This window comes from Streptomyces lavendulae subsp. lavendulae (assembly GCF_002803845.1).
Classification (GTDB): Bacteria; Actinomycetota; Actinomycetes; order Streptomycetales; family Streptomycetaceae; genus Streptomyces; species Streptomyces lavendulae.
On sequence record NZ_CP024985.1, the window covers coordinates 2657211 to 2674262 of the forward strand.

Here is a 17052-nt window from a genome sequence, read left to right on the forward strand (position 1 = left end):
GCTGCCAGCCGCTCCTGAGCTGGCAGCGGCGCTTATCCATGCCTTATCAAGATGATCACAGGCACCGCATTGGCGGTGCACAGTCATGGGGGAGAAGAAAAGTGAGCACCATCAGCATGCGCAAGACCACCGTGGTCGCGGCCGGCCTCGCGGTCGCCGCGAGCCTGGTCCTGACGGGCTGCAAGGACGGCAACGAGGAAGTCACCCCGGCGGCCCCGTCCGCCCCGGCCGGCCAGGCCTCGCAGCCGGCGGGCCAGCCCTCCGGCTACGCCAGCGCCCCGGCCGGTTCCCCGTCCGCGGGCGGCTACGACGGCTCCACCGGCGCGCCCGCCGCGGGCGGCAGCGGCGCGGTGGCCAAGTCGGGCCAGGCCTTCAAGATCGGCGAGGCCGCGACCGTGCCGTTCAGCTACGGCAGCAACAAGGGCGGCCAGATCGCCCTCACCGTCACCGGCATCGAGGCGGGCACCCCCGCCGACCTGACGCCGCTGAACGTCGCCGACAAGGTGAAGGGCCAGACCCCCTTCTACATCCGGTACACGATCAAGAACACCGGCACCACGGACCTGTCCTTCGCCAGCGTCGGCCACATCAAGGGCCTGCTCGACGGCGGCAGCGAGTCCGGCGTCCTGCTGACCATCGGCAAGTTCGAGAAGTGCCCGAACGAATCCCTGCCGCAGGGCTTCACCAACGGCAAGACCCAGACCGGCTGCGCCATCGCCCTCGCGCCGACCGGCGCCAAGGTCACCGGCGCCGAGTACTGGGGCGACCCGTACAACAACCTGAGCAGCCCCGCCCAGAAGGGCCTCACCTGGAAGTGACGAGCGGCCCACCGGGCCCTCGCACCTCCTGATCCGCGAACCCCCTGCGGCGGCCACCCCGCCCAGGGGGTTCCGCGTCCCCCCGGCCGGACGGCGCGACAATGGCCGCATGCCCGAAGGAGACAGCGTCCACCGCGTCGCGGCCCGCCTGCACGCCGCGCTCGCGGGCGAGCCCCTCACCCACGCCGACCTGCGCGTCCCCCGCTTCGCCACCGCCGACCTCACCGGGCACACGGTCCTCGGCGTCACCCCGCGCGGCAAGCACCTCCTGACCCGTCTCGACAGCGGCCTCACCCTCCACAGCCACCTGCGCATGGACGGCGCCTGGTACGTCTTCGCCCCGGACCAGAAGTGGCGCGGCGGCCCCGCCCACGAGATCCGGGCGGTCCTGGCCAACGCCGGGGCCACCGCCGTCGGCTACCGCCTGCCCGTCCTCGAACTGCTCCGCACCGCCGACGAGGACCGCGTGGTGGGCCACCTCGGCCCCGATCTGCTCGGCCCCGACTGGGATCCGGCCAGGGCGGCGGCCAATCTGCTCGCCGACCCCGCGCGGCCCCTGGGCGAGGCCCTGCTCGACCAGCGCAACCTGGCGGGCATCGGCAACATCTACAAGACCGAACTCTGCTTCCTCGCCCAGGTCACCCCCTGGACCCCGGTCGGGGACCTCCCCGACCCGGCGGCCACCCTCCCCCGCCTGGCCGCCGCCGCACAGCGCCTGCTGGCCGCGAACACCGGCGACCCCGGACGGCCCCGGCGCCGCAACACCACCGGCAGCCGCCGCCCCGGCCGGGAGCTGTTCGTCTACGGCCGCGCCCACCGTCCCTGCCTGCGCTGCGGCACCCCGGTGCGTGAGGCCGACCAGGACGGCCGCCCCGCGTACTGGTGCCCCCGCTGCCAGGCCGGTCCGGCCCCCGCCCCGGAGCCGACCCGACGCACTGGTTGACGGGCCGTCAGATACGCTCGTACGGTCCCTGCATGCCCACACCCACCCCGTACGACGCCCCGTACGACCTCACCGGCCGCACCGCGCTCGTCACCGGAGCCGCGAGCGGGATAGGCCGCGCCACCGCCCTCCTCCTCGCCCGGGCCGGCGCCGTCGTGCACTGCGCGGACCGCGACGAGACGGGCCTCGCCGAGACCGCGGACCTGATCGTCAAGGGCGGCGGCACGGCGACCGCCCACCCCCTCGACGTCACCGACCGCACCGCGCTGCGGGCCGCCGTCGCCGCGGCCGGTCCCCTGGACATCACCGCCGCCATCGCGGGCGTGATGCACACCAGCAGCGTCCTGGAGACCACCGACGAGGACCTCGACCGGATCCTGGACATCAACTTCAAAGGGGTCCTGCGCACCTGCCAGGAGGCCGTCGGCGCCATGATCGCCGCCGGCCGCCCCGGCTCGGTGGTCACCATGGCCTCCGGCGCCGTGGACGCCGCCCAGCCGGGGCTGCTCTGCTACAGCGCCGCCAAGGCGGCCGTGGTCCAGCTCACGAAGACCCTCGCGACCGAGGCCGGCCCGCACGGCATCCGCGTCAACGCCGTCGCCCCGGGCTGGATCCGCACCCCCATGACCGGCCGGCACGGCGCCGAGGTCCAGCAGCGGACGGAGGAGGCCATGGTCCGGATGTCACCGCTGCGCCGGGTCGGGGAGCCCGAGGACATCGCCCAGGCGGTGCTCTACCTGGCCTGCGACGCCTCGTCCTTCATGACCGGCCAGATCCTTCGTCCGAACGGCGGAGTATCGATGCCCTGGTGAGCCCCCGCCGCGCCCCGGCGGCCGACGCCCCGGCAGCCCCCGCGGCCGCCCGGGCCCGGCGTACGGGGATCTGCCCCGTGCAGTGCACCGGTAGGAGCCCCAGCCCCCATCCGCCCACCGCCACGGCGCCCTCCACGGGCCCGGTGTCCTCCGGCGCCAGCGCGAGCCGCAGCACGGCCCACCACCAGAGGACGCCCACTGCCAGGGCGAGGGGTATGAGCAACCGCCGCACGGCCACCTCCACGGGGTCCCCCCGGACGGAGTCCGGGGAAGGGCCTGATCGGGGACGGGCCCATCCTCCCGCAGGACCGTGGCCCCCGCACCCAGAACGCCCGCCACACCGCCCCGCCGGCCCCGGACGGCAAAGAGCCCCGGCCGGTGCTCACGCACCCTCCGGGGCTCTCGCCACGCTCACATGCTCGGCTCGCGCTCAAGCGGCGACGACGTTCACCGCTTCCACGGGTGCCTTGATGGTCACCCGCTCCGGTCCGCCCGTGACCGAGGCCACGGAAACCGAATTGAGCATCGGGCGCACCGGTGCCGGCACCGGTTCGCTTGCGGCGGCCGACTGCGCGAGCTCCGCCAGCGACAGCTCGTCACTGACTTCGCGCATCAGCTCGGACATCCGTACGTCCAGCGCGTCGCAGATCGCGGAGAGCAGCTCGGAGGATGCCTCCTTCTGCCCCCGCTCCACCTCGGAGAGATAGCCGAGCGAAACTCGGGCGGACGAGGAGACTTCGCGCAGAGTACGGCCCTGGCGCTGGCGCTGCCGACGCAGCACGTCACCCAGCAGGCGACGGAGCAGAATCATCGGTGGCTCCCTCCTCTGACCGTGTAGCCGTAACCTTCACGCCCCACCGTACCGCCTCGCGCCGCGGCCGTGCGGGGAGCGATGTCGTGTTCACTCAGGGCTGCAAACATCAAATCCCCCCGTTCCGTTCCGTATCCTGCCCCCGCAGATTCTCGCGGAGTTCGCTTGAGAGGAGTTCGAGCACTGTCCGTGCACTCTCCCTACGGATTTCCGCACGGGAGCCGTTCAACCTCAGCCGGGCCGATTTCCTGCCCGCCGGACCCGCCACGGCGATGAATACCGTTCCCACGGGCTGCCCGTCCTGGGGGTCCGGACCGGCCACTCCCGTGGTCGCGATCCCCCACGATGCACCCGTCAGGCTCCGCACTCCGCTCGCCATCTCGACCGCTACCTGCGCGTTCACCGCGCCTTCGGCCGCCAGCAGCGCCGCGTCCACCCCGAGGACGCGGTGCTTGAGTTCCGTGGCGTACGCCGTGACCGAGCCGAGGAAGGAGCGCGAGGCCCCCGGCACCGCAGTGATCTCGGCGGCGACCATGCCGCCCGTCAGCGATTCCGCCACCGCGAGCGTCTGGTCACGCTCCGCAAGCAGCCGCAGCACGTCCCCGGCCGCGCCCGCCGCGCCGTCCGCCGTTCCGGAGGTCTCCGGCGCGTCCCCCACCCCGTACGTCACTTCGCGGCCCGCTCCTCCGCCAGTCCGGCCCGGCGCAGCACCACGGCCTGCCGGACGTAGTCCAGGCCCGTGACCACGGTCAGCACGACGGCGACCCCCATCACCCAGAACCGCATGGTCGCCAGCGGTCCGGTCAGGGCGAGCACGTACATGCCCACGGCGGTGCCCTGGGCCAGGGTCTTGAGCTTGCCGCCCCGGCTGGCCGGAATCACTCCGTACCGGATCACCCAGAAGCGCATCAGCGTGATCCCGAGCTCGCGCCCGAGGATCACGCCCGTCACCCACCAGGGCAGGTCGCCGAGCCAGGACAGACACACCAGAGCCGACCCCATGATCGCCTTGTCGGCGATGGGGTCGGCGATCTTCCCGAAGTCCGTGACCAGGTTATACGTCCGGGCCAGGTGCCCGTCGAAGATGTCCGTGATCATGGCGACGGCGAAGGCCGCCCAGGCCAGCACCCGCCAGACGGGGTCGTAGCCCCCGTCGGCGAGCAGCAGCAGGACGAATCCCGGCACGAGCACGAGCCGGATCATCGTCAGGATGTTGGCGATGTTCCAGAGGCTGGCCTGATTGACGGCCGCAGTCCCGAGCTTCGCGCCGGGCGTGGGCCGGCGGCCGGTCCCGCCCGCCGCCGATGCCGGGACTCCGGTCATCCGGCCTCCTCCTCGAACTCCAGGTCCAGGGGCTCCGCCACCAGGTCCACACCCAGCGTTCCGACCACCTTGGCCGTGACGATACGCCCCGGCACCAGGCCGGCGCCGTCCGTGAAGACCACCTGGCCGTCCGTCTCGGGGGCCTGGTGGGCGGCGCGGCCGTACGCGCCCTCGCCCTCCTCGGCCTCGTCCAGCGGCACGACCGTCTCGACGAGCACCTCCAGGGTCTCCCCGATCCGCTCTTCCGCACGCTGGGAGGTGAGCTCCTCGGCGAGGCGCTGCATGTGCGCGAGGCGCTCGGCGATGGTGTCCTCGTCCAGCTTGTTCTCGTAGCCGACGGCCTCGGTGCCGTCCTCGTCGGAGTAGCCGAAGACGCCGATGGCGTCGAGGCGGGCGTGGGTGAGGAAACGCTCCAGCTCGGCGAAGTCCGACTCCGTCTCGCCGGGGAAGCCGACGATGAAGTTGGAGCGCACGCCGGCCTGCGGGGCCTTGGAGCGGATGGTGTCCAGCAGCTCCAGGAAGCGGTCGGTGTCACCGAAGCGGCGCATGGCGCGCAGCACGTCGGGGGCCGAGTGCTGGAAGGACAGGTCGAAGTACGGCACGACCTTGGGGGTCGAGGTGAGCACGTCGATCAGGCCGGGCCGCATCTCGGCCGGCTGGAGGTAGCTGACGCGGACGCGCTCGATGCCGTCCACCTCGGCCAGCTCGGGCAGCAGGGTCTCCAGCAGGCGGATGTCGCCGAGGTCCTTGCCGTACGAGGTGTTGTTCTCGGAGACCAGCATGATCTCCTTGACGCCCTGCTCGGCCAGCCAGCGCGTCTCGCCCAGCACGTCGCTGGGACGGCGCGAGATGAAGGAGCCGCGGAAGGACGGGATGGCGCAGAAGGAGCAGCGGCGGTCGCAGCCGGAGGCCAGCTTGACCGAGGCGACCGGGCTCTTGTCCAGGCGGCGGCGCAGCGGGGCGCGCGGACCGGAGGCGGGCGCGAGGCCCTCGGGGAGGTCCGCGGGGGCCGCCTCGGGCTCCTGGGCGTGTCCGGGCAGGGCCACCGCGGTGTCCTGGCGTGCCGCCGGGCTGATCGGCAGCAGCTTGCGCCGGTCGCGCGGGGTGTGGGAGGCGTGGATGCCCCCGTTGAGGATCGTCTGGAGGCGGTCGGAGATGTCGGCGTAGTCGTCGAAGCCGAGGACTCCGTCGGCCTCGGGGAGCGCTTCGGCGAGTTCCTTGCCGTAGCGCTCGGCCATACAGCCGACGGCGACGACGGCCTGGGTCTTGCCGTGATCCTTGAGATCGTTGGCTTCCAGCAGGGCGTCTACGGAGTCCTTCTTGGCGGCTTCGACGAAGCCACAGGTGTTGACGACGGCTACGTCCGCGTCGGCGGCGTCCTCGACGAGCTCCCAGCCATCCGCCGCCAAGCGGCCTGCGAGCTCCTCCGAGTCCACCTCGTTACGGGCGCAGCCAAGAGTGACAAGGGCGACGGTACGGCGTTCGGGCATGGACTCAAGACTACTTCGTCCGGACGCGGGCCCCCGCCCAAGTCCCCCCAGAACAAGATCCCCGGGGCCGGCGGCAGGTGCCGCGCGGGATCCCGGGGATCTGGAACTTTTTATTCCGTGCTGGTCAGCCCGCCTGGGCCTGGCCCTGGCGCGGGTCGTCCTTGGTGTAGGTGAGACGTTCCACCTGACCGGCCTGGAACCGCTCCTTGATCTCCTTGCCGTTCACGAACAGCTTGACGACCCCGGCGTCACCGAGGACGAGGTCCACGGACTCCTTGTCCGTGAAGGTCTTCGACTCGCCCTGCGCGAGGGTTCCGTCGAAGAGCAGCCGGCCGCTGTGGTCCTTGGCGGAGATCCAGCTCTCGCCGGTGTCGGCCGTCAGGACGACCGTGACGAGGTCCTTGGGGGCCGCGGCGATGGCGCTGTCGGAAGGTTCCGGCTTGGGCGCCGACGGGGTCTGCTTGGGCTGGGTGGCCGGCTTGCCCGCGGGCTGCTTGGGCGCGGGCTTCGGGGCGGCGGAACCTTCCGCCACCGGCCGCTTGCTCTGGCCGTCGCCGCCGCTGAAGGCGGTGAAGCCGACGAAGCCGATCACGGCGACGATGGCGGCGACCATGGCGGCGGTCCAGTTGGGCCGCTGCCGTTCGGGCCGGATCCGCTCGGCTTCGAACATCGGCGCGGCGGGGGTGGGTGCCGGCCGGCCGCCGTGGGCCGCGTCGTAGCTCTCGACCAGGGGTGCCGGATCGAGGTGCACGGCGCGGGCGAGCGTACGGATGTGGCCGCGGGCGTAGACATCGCCGCCGCAGCGCGTGAAGTCGTCCTCTTCGATCGCGTGCACGATCGGGATGCGCACGCGGGTGGTGGAACTGACCTCGTCGACTGTCAGCCCGGCGGCGATCCGGGCCTTCTTGAGGGCCGTCCCGATGGACGGTCCTTCGACGGAAGGTTCGACGATGCGGTCCTCGGACCGGTCGTCGGTCGAAGGACGCTCTTCTTCGGGGGAGTTGGAGTTGCCGATGGACACGAGGGCGCCTTTCGAGCGTGTAGCCACCTGCTGGCTTCCCAGTCTAGGGGGGTGACGAAAGGGTGGGGCAACCGGAGGGTGCGCTCCCTACGCCATCCGAATGGCTTCGGGAACGCCCGCCGTTGTCTCCACCAACTTGACGCACGCCCGGGGGAAACGGTTGCCCGCCGATCCCATACGGTCGGGTGAGGCGGACGGACCCCCGTTCTAGGGGGCGTCCTCGCCCCGGATCACCGCCAGGATCCCGTCGAGTTCGTCGGGTTTGACCAGTACGTCACGTGCCTTGGAGCCCTCGCTCGCGCCGACCACGCCCCGGGACTCCATCAGGTCCATGAGCCGGCCGGCCTTCGCGAAGCCCACCCGCAGCTTGCGCTGGAGCATGGAGGTGGAGCCGAACTGGGTGGAGACCACCAGCTCGGCCGCCTGGCACAGCAGGTCGAGGTCGTCGCCGATCTCCTCGTCGATCTCCTTCTTCTGCTTCTGCCCGACGGTCACGTCGTCCCGGAAGACGGGCGCCATCTGGTCCTTGCAGTGCTGGACGATCCCGGCGATCTCGTCCTCGGTGACGAAGGCGCCCTGCAGGCGGACCGGCTTGTTCGCGCCCATCGGCAGGAACAGTCCGTCACCCTTGCCGATCAGCTTCTCGGCTCCGGGCTGGTCCAGGATGACCCGGCTGTCGGCGAGCGAGGAGGTGGCGAAGGCGAGCCGCGAGGGCACGTTCGCCTTGATCAGGCCGGTGACCACGTCCACCGAGGGCCGCTGGGTGGCGAGCACCAGGTGGATGCCGGCCGCGCGGGCGAGCTGGGTGATGCGGACGATCGAGTCCTCGACGTCGCGGGGAGCCACCATCATCAGGTCGGCGAGCTCGTCGACGATCACCAGCAGGTACGGGTACGGACTCAGCTCCCGCTCGCTGCCGGGCGGGAGCTTGATCTTGCCGTCCCGGATCGCCCGGTTGAAGTCGTCGATGTGCCGGTAGCCGAAGGCCGCCAGGTCGTCGTAGCGCAGGTCCATCTCGCGCACCACCCACTGGAGGGCCTCGGCGGCCCGCTTGGGGTTGGTGATGATCGGCGTGATCAGGTGCGGGATGCCCTCGTACGCGGTGAGCTCGACCCGCTTGGGGTCCACGAGCACCATCCGCACGTCCTCCGGCGTAGCCCGCACCATGATCGAGGTGATCAGGCAGTTGATGCAGGAGGACTTGCCGGAGCCGGTGGCGCCGGCGACCAGCACGTGCGGCATCTTCGCCAGGTTGGCCATGACGTAGCCGCCCTCGACGTCCTTGCCGAGCGCGACCAGCATCGGGTGGTCGTCCTCGGCGGCGTCGGCCAGGCGCAGCACGTCGCCGAGGTTGACCATCTCCCGGTCGGTGTTCGGGATCTCGATGCCGACCGCCGACTTGCCGGGGATCGGGCTGATGATCCGCACGTCCGGCGAGGCCACGGCGTAGGCGATGTTCTTCGCCAGCGCCGTGATCCGCTCGACCTTCACGGCGGCGCCGAGCGTCACCTCGTAGCGGGTGACCGTCGGGCCCCGGGTGAATCCGGTGACCTGCGCGTCGACCTTGAACTCGGTGAAGACGTTCGTCAGCGCGGCGACCACCGAGTCGTTGGCGGCGCTGCGGGTCTTGCCGGGCCCGCCCTTCTCCAGCAGGTCCAGCGAGGGCAGCGCGTACGTGATGTCCCCGCGCAGCTGGAGCTGTTCGGCGCGGGGCGGCAGCGGCTGGGCCTCCGGCGGGGCCTTCGTCAGGTCGGGCACCGACAGGGTCCCGGAGGCCGCGGCGGTGCGCTCGTGCGGCGCCTCGGCCCCGGCCGGGGCTGCGGGCGTGACGGGGGCGGGGGCCGCGGGCCGCTCCCCGCGGGCGGGCGGCACGGGGGCGGTGACCTCCACGCCCTCGCGCTCCACGGAGATCCCCTGGGTGAGGTCGGCGACCAGCGGGGACGGGGGCAGCCCCCCGTAGACCACCCCGTCCAGCGCGGCGGCGGCCGCCGCGGCCACGTCGACCGCGTCCATCTCGCGCTCCCCGGGCCGCGCGGCGCTCCGGCGCGGCCTGCGCCGCCGGGCCAGCGCCGCCTCCTCGGCGGCGTCGGCGGGCTCGCCCGGACCGTCCGCTCCGGCGGGGTCCGCGGCGGCGCCGGTACGGGCCCCCCACTGCTCGGCGTCATGGCGGTCCTGCCGCCCGGCGGCCTCCCGCTCGGCGTACCGCCGGTCGTACTCGTTCGGCGCGATGATCCCGAGCCGGATCCCGAGCGCGCGCAGCCGCTGCGGGATCGCGTTGACCGGGGTCGCGGTGACCACGAGCAGACCGAACACCGTGAGCAGCACCAGCATCGGCACGGCCAGCGGCGCGCCCATGGTGAAGATCAGCGGCTTGGAGGCGCCCCAGCCGATCAGCCCGCCCGCGTTCTGCATCGCGGTGGTGCCCTCGTCACGGCCCGGCGCCCCGCAGGCGATGTGGACCAGTCCGAGGACACCGATGACCAGGGCGGACAGGCCGACGCCGATGCGGCCGTTGGCGTCGGTCTGCTCGGGGTGGCGGATGAACCGCACCGCCATGACGCCCAGCAGGATCGGCACGAGCAGGTCGAGGCGCCCGAACGCGCCGGTGACCAGCATCGTGACCAGGTCCCCGACGGGCCCGCTCAGGTTCGACCAGGTCCCGGCGGCGACGATCAGGGCCAGGGCCAGCAGCAGCAGCGCGACCCCGTCCTTGCGGTGGGCGGGGTCGAGGTTCTTCGCGCCGCGGCCGAGCCCGCGCAGGACGGCGCCGATGGCGTGCGCGAGACCGAGCCAGCAGGCGCGCACCAGCCGCAGCACGCCCCCCGTGGGGGACGGCGCCGGTTTGGCGGCGGCCTTCTTGGCCGGCGGCCGCTTGGCCGCCGCGGCCTTCTTCGCGGGAGGCTTGCGGGCGGGAGCCGCCTTCTTCGCCGGCGCCGTGGTACGGCCGGTGCGGCCCTTCGCGGTGCCCGCGGTGCTCTGGGAACCCTTGCCGGACGTACGTGAGGCCATGGGCCCGAGATTACCGGTGCGCACGCCGGTGGACACGCGTGCCCACCCCTTCACCCGTTCGTGTCGCCGCGTCCGTGGGCTCTTTGACGCACCGGCACACCTGACACCCGGCCAGGCGCCGCTGCGGAGGCGCCGCTTCCGGGCCCTCGGCCCCTCCGCGGCGCGACCCCGCGCGGGCCGCCGTCCGTCAGCCCTGGGCGGGCAGCATCGGCGCTGCGCCGCCGGCCCCCGGTTCCAGGGCGTCCAGGGCCCGGCGCAGCCCGGTCAGCTTGCGCTCCAGGTGCGCGGCGGTGGCCACGACCGCGGCATCGGCTGCGTCCTCTCCGAGCTGCTTGGTCAGGGCCTCGGCCTGCTCCTCGACCGCGGCGAGCCGCGCGGAGAGCTCGGCCAGCAGTCCGGCCGTCTCCTTGCCGCCGTCGCCGTTGTGGGAGCCGCCTCCCTCCAGCTGCAGGCGCAGCAGGGCCGCCTGCTCCCGCAGTTGGCAGTTCTTGGTGTAGAGCTCGACGAAGACCGAGACCTTGGCGCGCAGCACCCACGGGTCGAACGGCTTCGAGATGTAGTCCACCGCGCCCGCCGCGTAACCGCGGAAGGTGTGGTGCGGACCGTGATTGATCGCGGTGAGGAAGATGATCGGGATGTCCCGGGTCCGTTCGCGGCGCTTGATGTGCGCGGCCGTTTCGAATCCGTCCATGCCCGGCATCTGGACATCCAGCAGGATGACCGCGAAATCGTCCGTCAGCAGCGCCTTGAGCGCTTCCTCCCCCGACGACGCCCGGACCAGTGTCTGATCGAGCGCGGAGAGGATGGCCTCCAGCGCCAGCAGATTCTCCGGCCTGTCGTCGACCAGGAGGATCTTGGCCTTCTGCACCATGCCCTGTCCTCCTCGCCCCGGCATGGGGCCTCCCCGGCTCCTGGCTCCGGCATGCGCGCCGGGCCCCGCCCCAGAGGACGGCATCCTTGCGCCGTCCGTCCTTGTGCCGGTCATCGTAGCCCCAGTCCCGAGATCGCCACACCCTGTCACCAAGATGTCACTGTGCACGAAGCGGAAACGTGAGGGGAGGGCAGAAGGTTCCCCCCGTGCCCCCCCCCTTCACGCCCCGCTCGCCGATCAGTCTCCGCGCATGTGCTGTTCCATCACCGACAGGAGGTAATCGGGTTCGACCGGCTTCGTGACGTAGTCGGAAGCCCCGGAGTCGATGGCCTTCTCCCGGTCCCCCTTCATCGCCTTGGCCGTGAGCGCGATGATCGGCAGCCCCGCGAACTGCGGCATCCGCCGGATCGCGGACGTCGTCGCGTACCCGTCCATCTCCGGCATCATGATGTCCATCAGGACCAGCGCCACGTCGTCGTGCTGCTCCAGGACCTCGATGCCCTCCCGCCCGTTCTCGGCGTAGAGCACCGCGAGCCCGTGCTGCTCCAGCACGCTCGTCAGGGCGAAGACGTTGCGCACGTCGTCGTCGACGATGAGCACCCGCTCCCCGTGGAAGTCGTACGTCCGCGGCGGCGCCGCGGCCGGCTCCTCGCTCTCCCAGCCCTCCCCGTACGGCTGCCCCGGCACCTCGGTGCGCGGCATCGCGTCGGTCAGCTGCTTGCGACGCCGCCGGAAGAGCGCCGACGAGCCCTGCCCGGCGGGTTCGGCCGCCGGGAGCGCCTGGCGCACCGGTGCCTGCGCCAGGGGGGCGGGCACCGCATGGGCCGGCTGGGGCGCGGGACGCGTCTCGTCGGCCGCCCTGCGGTACTCCCCGCGGGCGCCTCCGGGCGCGGGCGGCGCGTACCCCTGCGGCGGCAGTTCGCTCGGGTGCAGCGGCAGGTACAGCGTGAACGTGGATCCGCGGCCCGGCTCGCTGGCCGCGTGGATCTCCCCGCCCAGCAGCCGGGCGATCTCCCGGCTGATCGACAGCCCCAGGCCCGTGCCGCCGTACTTGCGGCTCGTGGTCCCGTCGGCCTGCTTGAACGCCTCGAAGATCACCAGCATCTTGCTCGCCGCGATCCCGATCCCGGTGTCGGTCACCGAGAAAGCGATCAGGTCGGCGTCCGCCTCGCGCAGCGAGCCGGCCTCCAGCAGCTGTTCCCGGATCGCCGCCGGCACGTCGCCGCCCGCGGGCCGGATCACCAGCTCCACCGCCCCGTTGTCGGTGAACTTCACCGCGTTCGAGAGGAGGTTGCGCAGCACCTGGAGCAGGCGCTGCTCGTCGGTGTGCAGGGTGGCGGGCAGTTCCGGGGAGACCCGTACCGAGAAGTCGAGCCCCTTCTCCGCCGTCAGCGGCCGGAAGGTGGCCTCGACGTAGTCGACGAGCTGGACGAGCGCGATCCGCGTCGGCGAGACGTCCATCTTGCCCGCCTCGACCTTCGACAGGTCCAGGATGTCGTTGATCAGCTGGAGCAGGTCCGAGCCCGCGCCGTGGATGGTCTCGGCGAACTCCACCTGCTTGGGCGAGAGGTTCTCGTCGGCGTTGTCGGCGAGCAGCTTGGCCAGGATCAGCAGCGAGTTGAGCGGGGTCCGCAGCTCGTGCGACATGTTCGCGAGGAACTCGCTCTTGTACCGCATGGAGACCGCGAGCTGCTCGGCACGCTCCTCCAGGACCTGCCGGGCCTCCTCGATCTCGGTGTTCTTCACCTCGATGTCCCGGTTCTGCTGCGCCAGCAGCTCGGCCTTCTCCTCCAGCTCCGCGTTCGCGGCCTGGAGGGCCTTCTGACGGTTCTCCAGCTCGTCGGAACGCTCCCGCAGCTGCTCGGTCATCTCCTGCGACTGCTTGAGGAGCATCTCCGTCTTGGAGTTGACGGAGATGGTGTTGACGCTCGTACCGATCATCTCGGCGATCTGGCTGAGGAAGTCCTTCTGGATCTGCGTGAACGGCGTGAAGGACGCCAGCTCGATCACACCGAGCACCTTCCCCTCGAAGAGCACCGGCAGCACGATCACGTGCGCGGGCGGGGCCTCCCCGAGCCCCGAGGAGATCTTCAGGTAGCCGGGCGGGGTGTTCTCGACCAGGATCGTCCGCTTCTCCTCGGCGACCGTACCGATCAGACCCTCGCCGGGCCGGAAGGACATGGGCATCTGACCGCCCGCGTACGCGTAGCTCCCGCGCATCCGCAGCTCGTACGAGCCCTCCCCGGCCCCGTCCGTCCCGATCTCGGTGCTCCCGCCGGTGGGCAGCGCCAGGAAGAACGCGCCGTGCTGCGCGGAGACCACCGGGGTCAGCTCGCTCATGATCAGCGAGGCCACGTCGTCCAGCTCCCGGCGCCCCTGCATCAGGGCGGAGATCCGGGCGAGGTTGCCCTTGAGCCAGTCCTGCTCCTTGTTGGCCAAGGTGGTGTCGCGCAGGTTCACGATCATCGTGTTGATGTTGTCCTGGAGGACCTGGATCTCGCCCGCCGCGTCCACGTCGACCTTCAGGCTCAGGTCGCCGCGGGTCACCGCGGTGGCCACGGCCGCGATGGCGCGCACCTGCCGGGTCAGGTTCCCGGCCATCTCGTTCACGGACTCGGTCAGGTCCCGCCAGGTGCCGTCCACGTCCCGGACGCGGGCCTGGCCGCCGAGGATGCCCTCGGTGCCCACCTCGCGCGCCACCCGGGTCACCTGGTCGGCGAAGGAGGACAGCTGGTCGACCATCGTGTTGATGGTCGTCTTGAGCTCCAGGATCTCGCCGCGCGCGTCGATGTCGATCTTCTTGGTCATGTCGCCCTTGGCGATGGCCGTCGTGACCATGGCGATCTGCCGGACCTGGCCGGTCAGGTTGGAGGCCATGAAGTTCACCGAGTCGGTGAGGTCCTTCCACGTGCCGGAGACCCCGGGGACGTGCGCCTGGCCGCCCAGGCGGCCCTCCGTGCCCACCTCGCGGGCCACGCGCGTGACCTCGTCCGCGAAGGAGGACAGGGTCTTGACCATCGTGTTCACGGTGTCGGCGAGCTGCGCGACCTCGCCGCGGGCCTCGACGGTGACCTTCTTCGTCAGATCGCCGTTGGCCACGGCCGCCGAGACCTGCGAGATGTTGCGCACCTGCGAGGTCAGGTTGTTCGCCATCAGGTTGACGTTGTCGGTCAGGTCCTTCCAGATGCCGGTCACCCCGCGCACCCGGGCCTGGCCGCCGAGGATGCCCTCGGAACCCACCTCGCGCGCCACCCGCGTCACCTGCTCCGCGAAGGAGGACAGCTGGTCCACCATCGTGTTGACGGTGGTGACCAGTTCGAGGATCTCGCCCTTCGCGTCGACGGTGATCTTCTTGGAGAGGTCGCCCATGGCGACCGCCGTCGTCACCTCGGCGATGTTGCGCACCTGCGAGGTCAGGTTGTTGGCCATGAAGTTGACGGACTGGGTGAGGTCCTTCCAGGTGCCGGAGACACCCTTGACCTCGGCCTGACCGCCCAGGATTCCCTCGGTGCCCACCTCGCGGGCCACCCGGGTGACCTGCTCCGCGAAGTTGGAGAGCTGGTCGACCATCGTGTTGAGGGTGTTCTTCAGCTCCAGGATCTCGCCCCGGGCGTCCACGTCGATCTTCTGCGACAGGTCACCGCGCGCCACCGCCGTGGCGACCTGCGCGATGTTGCGCACCTGCGAGGTCAGGTTCCCGGCCATGCCGTTCACCGAGTCCGTCAGATCGCGCCAGACCCCGGCCACGCCCGGGACCTGCGCCTGCCCGCCGAGCCGCCCCTCGGTACCCACGTCCCGAGCCACCCGGGTCACCTGCTCCGCGAAGGCGGAGAGCTGGTCGACCATCGTGTTGATGGTGTTCTTCAGCTCCAGGATCTCGCCCCGGGCGTCCACGTCGATCTTCTGCGACAGGTCACCGCGCGCCACCGCCGTCGTGACCTGGGCGATCTGACGCACCTGGGACGTCAGGTTCCCGGCCATGAAGTTGACCGAGTCGGTCAGCTCCTTCCAGGTTCCGGACACCCCCTCGACCCGCGCCTGCCCGCCGAGCCGGCCCTCCGTGCCCACGTCCCGGGCCATCCGCGTGACCTGGTCGGCGAAGGAGGACAGCTGGTCCACCATCGTGTTCACGGTGTTCTTCAGCTGGAGCATCTCGCCGGAGACGTCGACGGTGACCTTCTGCGACAGGTCGCCGTTTGCCACCGCCGTCGTCACCTGCGCGATGTTGCGGACCTGCCCGGTCAGGTTGCGGAAGGCTGTGTTCACCGAGTCGGTGAGGTCCTTCCACGTACCGGCGGCCCCCGGCACCTGCGCCTGGCCCCCCAGTTCGCCCTCGACGCCCACCTCACGGGCCACCCGGGTCACTTCGGCACCGAAGGACTGGAGCTGGTCCACCATCGTGTTGACGGTGTTCTTCAGCTCCAGCATCTCGCCGGCCACGTCGACGGTGACCTTCTGCGACAGGTCGCCGTTGGCCACCGCCGTCGTCACCTGCGCGATGTCGCGCACCTGCGTGGTGAGGTTGCGGAAGACCGTGTTCACCGAGTCGGTGAGGTCCTTCCACGTACCGGCGGCCCCCGGCACCTGCGCCTGGCCGCCGAGCAGACCCTTGGCCCCGACCTCGCTGGCCACGCGCGTGACCTCGTCCGCGAAGGTCCGTAGGGTTTCGGTCATCTGATTGATCGTTTCGGCCAGCTGTGCCACCTCGCCGCGCGCGCTGACCCGCACCTTCTGCGACAGGTCGCCGTTCGCGACGGCCGTCGTCACCTGCGCGATGCCCCGCACCTGGGCCGTCAGGTTGCCCGCCATCGTGTTGACGGAGTCGGTCAGGTCCTTCCACACGCCCGCGACCCCGGGCACCTTGGCCTGACCGCCCAGTTCGCCCTCCGTACCCACCTCGCGGGCGACGCGCGTCACCTCGGAGGAGAAGGAGGACAGCTGGTCCACCATGGTGTTCACGGTGTTCTTCAGCTGGAGCATCTCGCCGGCCACGTGCACCGTGACCTTGCGCGACAGATCGCCCTTGGCCACCGCCGTCGTGACGAGAGCGATGTCACGCACCTGGGCGGTGAGCCGGTACGCCATCGTGTTGACGGAATCGGTCAGGTCCTTCCAAGAACCGGACATTCCGCGCACCTGGGCCTGACCGCCGAGTTTGCCCTCGGTGCCCACCTCCAGTGCCACCCGCGTCACCTCGTCGGTGAACGCCGACAGCTGGTCGACCAGGTTGTTGACCGTCCGGCCGACCTTCAGGAACTCCCCGCGCAACGGATGCCCGACCCCCTCCGGGGTCTGCGTCCGCAGGTCCATCCGCTGGTCCAGGTCACCCTCGGCCACCGCCGACAGGACCCTGCCCACCTCGGACACCGGCCGGGCGAGATCGTCCACGAGCTGGTTGGAGGCGTCGATGGCGGCCGCCCAGGAGCCCTCGCAGGCCCCCGTCTCCAGCCGCTCGCTCAGCTTCCCCTCGCGCCCCACCATCCGCCGGACCCGGGACAACTCCCCGGTCAGGTGGAGGTTGCGGTCGGCGACCTCGTTGTAGACGGCGGCGATCTCCGCCATCTCGCCTTCGCCGGACACCGTCAGCCGCTTGCGGAAGTTCCCGTCCCGCATCGACACCAGGGCCGTGAGCAGCCGGTTCAGCGCGGCGGTATCGACTTCCGTCGTGCCGCCCCGCCGGGACCGACCGCCCTTCGGGCGCGTTCCCGTACGCCGCACCGCCGCGCCAGACTCCACCGTGTCCCTCCCGAAAGGGTCGACCGCTGTTCCACCGGACATCCGACTACCCACGACCGGCACTCCAAGACTGCCCAGTGTTTCACCCCGGCCCAACCAGGCCATAACACTCCGGCACCATCGCACACCGGCCGCACCCCGCGGGTGGAATCCCGGACGACGGCCTCCTCACGACCGCGAAGGTAAGTAACCTGGCATCCGATGTACCACCGCGTCGA

At 71.3% G+C, this 17052-nt stretch carries 12 protein-coding genes; 3 read left to right on the forward strand and 9 right to left on the reverse strand.

From position 1 onward, the window contains the following. Positions 1–101 precede the first annotated feature (101 nt). The 3 genes from SLAV_RS10990 to SLAV_RS11000 all read left to right on the forward strand — a co-directional run bounded on the left by SLAV_RS10990 (position 102) and on the right by SLAV_RS11000 (position 2573). On the forward strand, positions 102–818 hold the full coding sequence (locus SLAV_RS10990) for a hypothetical protein (protein ID WP_051841461.1): 717 nt from the start codon (positions 102–104) through the stop codon (positions 816–818). A gap of 109 nt (positions 819–927) precedes the next feature. Next, positions 928–1761, forward strand: a complete 834-nt coding sequence (locus tag SLAV_RS10995) for an Fpg/Nei family DNA glycosylase (protein WP_030240183.1) — start codon at positions 928–930, stop codon at positions 1759–1761. Between the two features lie 32 nt (positions 1762–1793). Then, the gene (locus tag SLAV_RS11000; protein ID WP_030240184.1) at positions 1794–2573 is read left to right on the forward strand and encodes an SDR family NAD(P)-dependent oxidoreductase; all 780 of its coding nucleotides are present in this window, start codon (positions 1794–1796) and stop codon (positions 2571–2573) included. Here SLAV_RS11000 and SLAV_RS42350 read toward each other — a convergent pair. The 9 genes from SLAV_RS42350 to SLAV_RS11045 form a co-directional block, all read right to left on the reverse strand. Next, positions 2521–2805 carry a hypothetical protein gene (locus tag SLAV_RS42350; RefSeq protein ID WP_078950689.1) on the reverse strand — a complete coding sequence of 95 codons (285 nt, stop codon included), beginning with the start codon at positions 2803–2805 and terminating at the stop codon, positions 2521–2523. The genes SLAV_RS11000 and SLAV_RS42350 overlap by 53 nt on opposite strands. 198 nt (positions 2806–3003) lie before the next feature. Beyond that, complete coding sequence (locus SLAV_RS11010; RefSeq protein WP_007266936.1) at positions 3004–3384, reverse strand: helix-turn-helix domain-containing protein; 381 nt, start codon at positions 3382–3384, stop codon at positions 3004–3006. Positions 3385–3493: 109 nt separating this feature from the next. Then, on the reverse strand, positions 3494–4054 hold the full coding sequence (locus SLAV_RS11015; RefSeq protein WP_078950685.1) for a CinA family protein: 561 nt from the start codon (positions 4052–4054) through the stop codon (positions 3494–3496). Next, entirely contained in the window at positions 4051–4707 is a 657-nt protein-coding gene (gene pgsA, locus SLAV_RS11020; RefSeq protein WP_030240190.1) for a CDP-diacylglycerol--glycerol-3-phosphate 3-phosphatidyltransferase, read from the reverse strand. The genes SLAV_RS11015 and pgsA overlap by 4 nt, the downstream gene beginning before the upstream one ends. Then, positions 4704–6197: a 30S ribosomal protein S12 methylthiotransferase RimO gene (rimO, locus tag SLAV_RS11025; RefSeq protein ID WP_030240193.1), complete on the reverse strand. Its 1494-nt coding sequence runs from the start codon at positions 6195–6197 to the stop codon at positions 4704–4706. The genes pgsA and rimO overlap by 4 nt, the downstream gene beginning before the upstream one ends. A gap of 124 nt (positions 6198–6321) precedes the next feature. After that, positions 6322–7218, reverse strand: coding sequence for a helix-turn-helix domain-containing protein (locus SLAV_RS11030; protein ID WP_030240195.1), 897 nt, complete (start codon positions 7216–7218; stop codon positions 6322–6324). Positions 7219–7425: 207 nt separating this feature from the next. Further along, the gene (locus tag SLAV_RS11035; RefSeq protein ID WP_030240197.1) at positions 7426–10227 is read right to left on the reverse strand and encodes an FtsK/SpoIIIE family DNA translocase; all 2802 of its coding nucleotides are present in this window, start codon (positions 10225–10227) and stop codon (positions 7426–7428) included. A gap of 187 nt (positions 10228–10414) precedes the next feature. Further along, entirely contained in the window at positions 10415–11098 is a 684-nt protein-coding gene (locus SLAV_RS11040; RefSeq protein ID WP_030240199.1) for a response regulator, read from the reverse strand. Between the two features lie 237 nt (positions 11099–11335). Continuing rightward, positions 11336–16834 (reverse strand): HAMP domain-containing protein, encoded by a 5499-nt coding sequence (locus SLAV_RS11045; RefSeq protein ID WP_030240201.1) that lies wholly within the window; start codon positions 16832–16834, stop codon positions 11336–11338. Between the last annotated feature and the right edge of the window lie 218 nt (positions 16835–17052).

Bases quoted from the DNA above. Each gene is read 5' to 3' on its own strand.
- SLAV_RS10995 (WP_030240183.1), top strand. From the start codon at position 928: ATGCCCGAAGGAGACAGCGTCCACCGCGTCGCGGCCCGCCTGCACGCC.
- SLAV_RS11000 (WP_030240184.1), top strand. From the start codon at position 1,794: ATGCCCACACCCACCCCGTACGACGCCCCGTACGACCTCACCGGCCGC.
- SLAV_RS11010 (WP_007266936.1), bottom strand. From the start codon at position 3,384: ATGATTCTGCTCCGTCGCCTGCTGGGTGACGTGCTGCGTCGGCAGCGC.
- pgsA (WP_030240190.1), bottom strand. From the start codon at position 4,707: ATGACCGGAGTCCCGGCATCGGCGGCGGGCGGGACCGGCCGCCGGCCC.
- rimO (WP_030240193.1), bottom strand. From the start codon at position 6,197: ATGCCCGAACGCCGTACCGTCGCCCTTGTCACTCTTGGCTGCGCCCGT.
- SLAV_RS11035 (WP_030240197.1), bottom strand. From the start codon at position 10,227: ATGGCCTCACGTACGTCCGGCAAGGGTTCCCAGAGCACCGCGGGCACC.
- SLAV_RS11040 (WP_030240199.1), bottom strand. From the start codon at position 11,098: ATGGTGCAGAAGGCCAAGATCCTCCTGGTCGACGACAGGCCGGAGAAT.